Annotated in this window: 4 protein-coding genes; 1 reads left to right on the top strand and 3 read right to left on the bottom strand. The window is 71.8% G+C overall.

Annotation, left to right across the window (positions count from 1 at the left end; genetic code table 11):
* Positions 1-81 precede the first annotated feature (81 nt).
* The 3 genes from HKK72_RS34135 to HKK72_RS34125 all read right to left on the bottom strand — a co-directional run bounded on the left by HKK72_RS34135 (position 82) and on the right by HKK72_RS34125 (position 4,568).
* A complete protein-coding gene (locus tag HKK72_RS34135; protein WP_222721489.1) occupies positions 82-1,668 on the bottom strand; it encodes an alkaline phosphatase D family protein in 1,587 nt (528 codons plus the stop codon).
* 327 nt (positions 1,669-1,995) lie between these two features.
* Positions 1,996-3,282, bottom strand: coding sequence for an ABC transporter substrate-binding protein (locus HKK72_RS34130; RefSeq protein ID WP_187238547.1), 1,287 nt, complete (start codon positions 3,280-3,282; stop codon positions 1,996-1,998).
* A complete protein-coding gene (locus HKK72_RS34125; RefSeq protein WP_187238546.1) occupies positions 3,279-4,568 on the bottom strand; it encodes a Gfo/Idh/MocA family protein in 1,290 nt (429 codons plus the stop codon). Before HKK72_RS34125 ends, HKK72_RS34130 begins: the two co-directional genes overlap by 4 nt.
* A gap of 119 nt (positions 4,569-4,687) precedes the next feature.
* Between HKK72_RS34125 and HKK72_RS34120 the strand changes: the two genes are divergently transcribed.
* Entirely contained in the window at positions 4,688-5,872 is a 1,185-nt protein-coding gene (locus tag HKK72_RS34120; RefSeq protein ID WP_222721488.1) for an ROK family transcriptional regulator, read from the top strand.
* Positions 5,873-6,706 lie beyond the last annotated feature (834 nt).

Here is a 6,706-nt window from a genome sequence, read left to right as displayed (position 1 = left end):
TGCGCCCGCGCCGACGACGCCGGCGGTCGCGACGAGCCCGAGCGCGGCCCTGCGGCCCACGATCCTCTTCTCGGTCATGGCTCAGACCTCCCGGTTCAGGCCGGGGCGTCCGGCCTCGGTGACGAAACGCGCCGTAGTGGTGAGGGGGGCGCCGGGCGTGCGGACGAAGGGAACGGACTTGAACTCCGAGGTGAGCTCGGCCGGCGTCATGCGGCAGCTCAGGTAGCCGCGGCGGGCGTTGTAGAGCTTCACGTGCGGGTTGCCGAGCCAGATCGGTGCCAGGTTGTCGCTCTCGGCACCGTCGCCGTCGGAGGCGATGGAGCTCCCCACGAGCTCGACGCCGACCGCGGCGGAGGCCGGGTCTCGCCAGTCGGCCTTCAGCTCGGCGGCCACATGGCGGTGGATGTCCCCGGTCAGCACCACCGGATTGGCGATCCCGTACCGCCGCCACGCGGCGAAGAGCCGATCCCTGGCGGCCGGGAACCCGTCCCACTGGTCGTTGCTGTAGAGCTCGCCGGGCCCGGTGTCGCGGTCGATCTGGGCCATGACCACCCCCTGGGCGAACACGTTCCAGGTCGCCTCCGACCGGCGCATCCTCTCATGCAGCCACCGCTCCTGCCGCTCGCCGAGGATCGACCGGCGCGGGTCGTGCCGCTCGGGGGAGTCGTCGGTCACCACGCCGGCCGGATAGCCGTCACGGAACTGCCGCGTGTCCAGGACGTCGATGTCCGCGAGCCGTCCCCATCGCAGGCGCTGGTACACCGGCAGGTCGGGACCGCGCGGCGCCGAGCGCACCGGCAGGTTCTCGTAGAAGGCGCGGTAGGCGACCGCTCGGCGGCGCAGGAAGTCGTGTGGCGGCGTGCCGCTCTCCAGCGACAGTTCGTCGGCGTAGTTGTTCTCCACCTCGTGGTCGTCGGTGGTCGACACCCAGGGGGCCGCCGCGTGCACGGCCTGCAGGTGCGGGTCGGTCTTGAAGAGGGAGTACCGCAGCCGGTACTGCTCCAGCGTGATGGTCGGCGCGTTGTGCTCGGCCGGCGGCATCGGCACGCCCTGGCGCCACAGGTTCGTCGCGTTGATGGCGTACTCGTAGACGTAGTCGCCGAGGAAGAACACGACGTCGAGGTCCTCCCGCGCCATGTGCTCGTAGGCGGTGAAGTGGCCGTGGTACCACGCCTGGCAGGAGGCGGTGGCGAACCGCAGCTCGCCCGGCGTCGTGTGGGGCGCCGGCGCGGTCTTCGTACGGCCGACCGGGCTGAGCTCGCCGCCCACCCGGAACCGGTAGAAGTAGTCACGCCCGGGCCGCAGCCCGTGCACCTCGGCGTGCACGGAGTGCCCGAGCTCGGGCGTGGCCACCGCCTGACCGCGCGCGGCCGGGCGGGCGAAGCCCTCGTCCTCGGCGACCTCGAAGCGCACGGTGTACGGGCGGCGCGGCATGCCGCCATGACCGTCCGGGGCCAGTGGCTCGGGGGCCAGCCGCGTCCACAGCACGAAGCCGTCGGGCAGCGGGTCGCCGGACGCGACGCCGAGTGTGAACGGGTCGGCCGGCACACCGGCCCCGTCGAGTTCGTCGGCCGCGGCGTGGCCGGTGCCGAGAGCGAATGCGGCCGAGCTGACGCCGGTCATCGCGAGGAAGGACCGGCGGCCTGGCCGGGGCAGAGGCGTTCTCATGCGCGGGCTCCAGGGTGTGGGGGCGGGAGGACGGGTCCGCCGTGACGGCGGTCTGCACGGTCCGCACGGTCTGCACGGTGTGCTCGGGCCTGCTCTGGTCTGCACGGTCTGCACGGTCTGCTCGGGCATCGCCGCGGCCTGGCCGGCCTGGCCGGACCGCTCGTGGCCTTGGGAGACGGTCCGGCCGGCGCCACCTCCCGCGGGAGGTTCTGGAGTACCCGGTCGTCGCCGGGTCCTGGGATCGGTACGTGGGCGGTCCATACGAGGGCCGTTCGCGGCCCGTGGTTGGCCGGCCCGTACGTGGGCCGGCCCCTCGGCTCGGGCGGGTCAGTCCTTCAGCTTCGTGAGGGCGTCCTGCAGGCCGGCCGCCGCCTGGTCGACGCTCTTCTCCCTGTTGATGGCGGCGAAGACGTGCTCCTGGACGGCCGCGGTGACTTCGCCGTACCTGACCACCGCCGGCCGTGACCTGGCGTGGAGCAGGCCCTCCTTGAGGACCGGCAGGTACGGGTAGAGCTTGATCATCTCCGGGTCGTCGTACAGGGCGGAACGGGACAGCGGGAACGACTGCTTCTTGCCGTAGTCGCGCTCGGTATCCAGGCTGGTCATGAACGTGATGAAGTCGCGCGCACTGGCCTGACGCTTGGAGAAGGTCGAGACGGCCAGGTTGTTGCCGCCGAGCGTGCCCGAGCCGAGCCCGTCCTTGCCGGGCAGCGGCGCGACCTCGAACCTGCCCTTCACCTTGGACGAGTTCTCGGAGGCGAGCGCGTACACGTACGCCCAGTTGCGGTGGAAGACCAGCTTGCCGTCCTGGAACCGGCGGCGGCCCTCCTCCTCCTTGTACGTCAGCGCCTGCTTGGGGATCGAGCCCCGCTCGAAGCCGTCGACGAGGAACTGGAGACCGGCCTTGGCCTGGGGGGTGGTCACCTGCGGTGCGCCGCCCGCGTCGAACACCGTGCCGCCGGCCGACTGCACGGCCTCGGAGAAGTTGACGGTGAGACCCTCGTACTTGTCGTGCTGGCCGGCGTAACAGTCGACGCCCTTGGCCGCGGGGAGCCTCTTCACCTTGCCGCAGGCGTCCCGCAGCTCCGCCCAGGTCTTGGGCGGCTGCTCGACGCCCGCCTTGGCGAGGAGATCCTTGCGGTAGTAGAGGATCCCGGTGCCGGTCAGCCAGGGCGCGGCGTAGAGCCGGTCCCGGTACATGCCGGTCTGGAGCGCCGCCGGCACGAAGCCCGCCGTGTCGAGTTTGTCCTTCGCGAGCTCGACGACCCACCGGCGGGCGGCGAACTCCGCCGTCCACACGGCGTCGAGGTTGAGCACGTCGAAGGCGTCCGACTTGATCTGGGCGTTCTGCACGAGCTGCTGTCGCTGCTGGTCGGCGGCCTCGGGCAACTCGACGATGCGGACCTTCTCGCTGCCGTGCGCGGCGTTCCACTTGTCGGCCAGCTTCTGCAGCTGACCCGTCATGTCCTTGCCGGTCGCGAACGTGAACGGCCCGCGACCCTCGTTGGCCGACGCCGTCGGCGCTGCCGCCTTGGTGTCCGAGCCGCACCCGCCAAGGACGAGGGCGAGGAGCAGCGCCGTCGCGGCGCCGCCCGGCAGAGTCTTGGTCCTCATCGGTTCGTTGCACCTCTCCTGGGTTGGATCGGGGCGATGTCGACCACCGTCCCGGTGTGTCGCGCCCGCTCCGCCGCCCAGACCACCCGGTGCCCGGCGAGGCTCTCACGCGCGTCCGAGATCAGCGGCCCGGGATCGCCGGTGGCGACCGCGGCGACGAACGCGTCGAGCAGCGCGTCGTCGGCGATGTCGTGCCGGCCGCTCGGCGCCTCATGGGCGGTGCGGGCGTCGCCGGCGTCGATCGCCTCGACGTCGCCGGTGACGAAGTCGTGCACCGAGATCCGCCGCCCGTCGCCCTCGACGCAGCCGTGGGTGCCGAAGACGCGGGTCTGCCGCTGGGCGAACGGCGTGAACGCCGTCATGGTGAACGAGCCGGTCGCACCCGAGGGGAACTCCAGGTTCACGACCTGATGGTCGACCACGTCGTTGTCGCTCGCGTACACGCAGCGGCCGTACGGGCCGTCGCGCAGGGCGGCCAGCACCCCCTGCTCGGTGAGGTCGTGCGTCACGGCCCCGAGCGGCCACTCCTCACGCACCGGATCGCCGAGAGCGGCCAGGTACAGCCGCTTCGCCGAGTAGGGGCAGTCCGGTTCGACCGGACAGGTGACGCAGCGGTCGGTGGCCCCCTCGGGCCGGTGCTCGGGCCGGAAGTGCGACAGCCCGCCGAAGGAGCTCACCCGGGCCGGCACCTCGCCCATGATGTGGATCAGCCAGTCGATGTCATGGCACGACTTGGTCATGAGCATCGGGCCGGACTCGTCCTCGCGCCGCCAGTTCCCCCGCACGTACGAGTGGGCGTGGTGCCACCAACCAACCGGCTCGAGGTGCTGAACGCTGACCGGCGTGCCGATCCTGCCCGCGGCGACCAGCTCTCTGAGCTTGCGCGTGTAGGGCGTATAACGGAGCACGTGACACACGGCGAGCATGGAACCTGCACGTTCGACGGCCTCGATGATCCGGGCGCCGTCGGCCTCGTTGCCGGCCATCGGCTTCTCCAGCAGGATGTGGTAGCCGAGGCCGGCGAACCGGACGGCGGGCTCGACGTGCTCGCTGTCCTGCGTCGCGATGATCACGCCGCCCGCCACGCGTCCGGCCGCCGCGAGCTCGCGCCAGTCCGCGAAGACGCGGTCCGGCGGGATCTCGTGCTCTGCCGCGAACCTGGCCCGCCGCGTCGGGTCCCTCTCGGCGACCGCGACCACCTTCGCGCCGCCGGTGAGCAGAGCGCGCCGGGCGTAGGCGGCCCCCCGGACCCCCGCTCCGGCCACCGCGAGCGTTACCCCCGTCATGCGCATCGCTCCCGTCGTCCGGACATCGGGCCGCCAGCCGGCGGCCTATTTACGAAGCAAGCTTTCATAAGTGGTTTTCATAATGTGGTCCGCCCGCCGAGTCATGTCAAGGGGGACAGGTGAGCGGAGTCCCGCCGCACGGAGTCCCGCCGCACGGAGTCCCCCTGCACGGGGGAGACCCCTCGGTGCTGCGCAGGCTGAACTCGGTCGCGACGTTGCGTGCGCTGCGCGGGGCCGGGGAGACCACCCTCACCGAACTGGCGAACCGGCTGAGCCTGTCGCGTCCCACGACCGAGGGTGCGCTGAGCGAGCTGGCCGCACGAGGGCTGGTCGAGGAGGTCGCTCCCGACGCCGGCCGGCGGCTCGGCCGGCCCGCGCGGCGCTACCGCTTCCGCGCCGAGGCCGGGTACGCCCTGGGCATTGAGATCAACGCGAACCGGACGCTCGCCTACGCCGCCGATCTCGACGGCCGGGTGGTCGGCCGCCACCGGGCCGAACTCGAGGTCGGCTGGACCTCGCGGGAACGGCTGTCGGCGGTGCGTGCCACGGTGCGCTCCTGCCTCGACGACGCGGGGGTGGACCGTTCACGGCTCTGGGCGGTGGCGGCGGGCACCCCGGGCGTGATCGACTCCGGCGGGAGGGTCGCGATCTGCACGGTGGTGCCCGACTGGCAGGGCGTGCACCTGGCCCGTGAGCTGGGCCGGGGGTTCCCCTTCCCGGTGCTGGTCGAGAACGACGCCAATCTCGCCGCGGTGGCCGAACGCTGGCGCGGGGCGGCCCAGAACGTCGACGACATGGTCTATGTCCTCGCCGGGCTGCACACCGGCGCCGGTGTCGTGATCGGCGGGCGGTTGCACCGCGGCCGCTGGGGCGCGGCAGGCGAGGTCGGGACGCTGCCCGAGCTGGGCCTGCGCGACACGGCGACGGAACTGGCCGGCTTCGGCGCGCCTCCCGGGCCGGAGAAGCGGGCGGACCGGGCCGCCGAGCAGGTGCTGACGGCGGCGCGGACCGGGGACCCGGCCGCGTTGGCGCGGGTGGACCAGGTGGCCGGGCGGATGGCCCGGGGCATCGCCGCCATGGTGCTCGCGCTCGACCCCGAGATGGTCATCGTCGGCGGCGCACTGACCCTGGCCGGGGACGTGCTCGTCGCAGAGCTGCGCCGGCATCTGCAGCCGCTGTGCCTCGGGCCGACCCGCATCGAGGCGTCGACCCTGGGCGATGAGTCCGTAGGCCTCGGTGCCGTGCGTCTCGCCCTCGACCGTATCGAGGAAGACCTCCTGCGCCTCGACGCCGCCTCGCCATGACGCGCAATGGCTTAGGAGAGGAGCGCGGCCATTCCGCATGGTGAGGAGGTAGTGTCCTCATTTCGTGTTACGGATGCTTGACCTGCAATATGACGGCTGTGTGAAATTTGTTGCTGAAAACCTCTTCTCACACGCCGTCAGGCGAGGTACTTTTCTGGTCGTGGCGACGTGGGAGCGCTCCCACCTAGGGCAGTCGCGAGAGGCGAAGGGAGGACCGGCGGAAGACCGGATCTGACCGGTGGCCGGCGCACCGAAAGCCGGCGGCGGCTTTCTCCGGGTGGGGTTCAGAGCACCCGGGCGGCACGCCTGACCTGCGCAGATCCCGCTCTGATGAGCGACCGGACCGCCTCGACGCGACCTGAGACCAACGCGGCAGACCGCGACCTGAGACCACCGCGACACGACTCTGCGACCGACCTGACAGCGACGTCGCAACGCGAGCGAAGACCGTAATGCCATCGACCACGGCGGCGACCGTTCTGACGGAACGGCGGCCCGCCCGGCATGGCGACTAGAAGACCCGCGGGGGCGGCGGCGAAGGACCATGCCCGGACATCGCCCCGGCCCCGGCCATTCCATCGCGGAAAGGAGGTGCCGTCACCACAGAACAGACCTCGGCTCTTTGCGTGACCACCCCAGCAACCCTCTGGGGACGTGACCCCCGTGGAGCGGGCTGACCCCCGCTCCACGGTGGGGTTGCGGCTCTGAAACTCAGCCGTCCCCGTAAACGAGTGGGCCGCCGCCCCCGTTCCCGCGGTGCCCCGCCACCGTCCTCACGACAGCGGAACACGGGAGAATCCTATGCGCTCCGTCATGCTCTGGCGATGGCCCGGC

This window comes from Actinomadura sp. HBU206391 (assembly GCF_014323665.1).
Taxonomy (GTDB): domain Bacteria; phylum Actinomycetota; class Actinomycetes; order Streptosporangiales; family Streptosporangiaceae; genus Actinomadura_C.
Note: the sequence above shows the minus strand (reverse complement) of the source record. Positions and strands in the feature narration are given on the sequence as shown.

Coding starts and splice junctions, on each gene's coding strand:
- HKK72_RS34130 (WP_187238547.1), bottom strand. CDS start 3,282: ATGAGGACCAAGACTCTGCCGGGCGGCGCCGCGACGGCGCTGCTCCTC.
- HKK72_RS34135 (WP_222721489.1), bottom strand. CDS start 1,668: ATGAGAACGCCTCTGCCCCGGCCAGGCCGCCGGTCCTTCCTCGCGATG.
- HKK72_RS34125 (WP_187238546.1), bottom strand. CDS start 4,568: ATGACGGGGGTAACGCTCGCGGTGGCCGGAGCGGGGGTCCGGGGGGCC.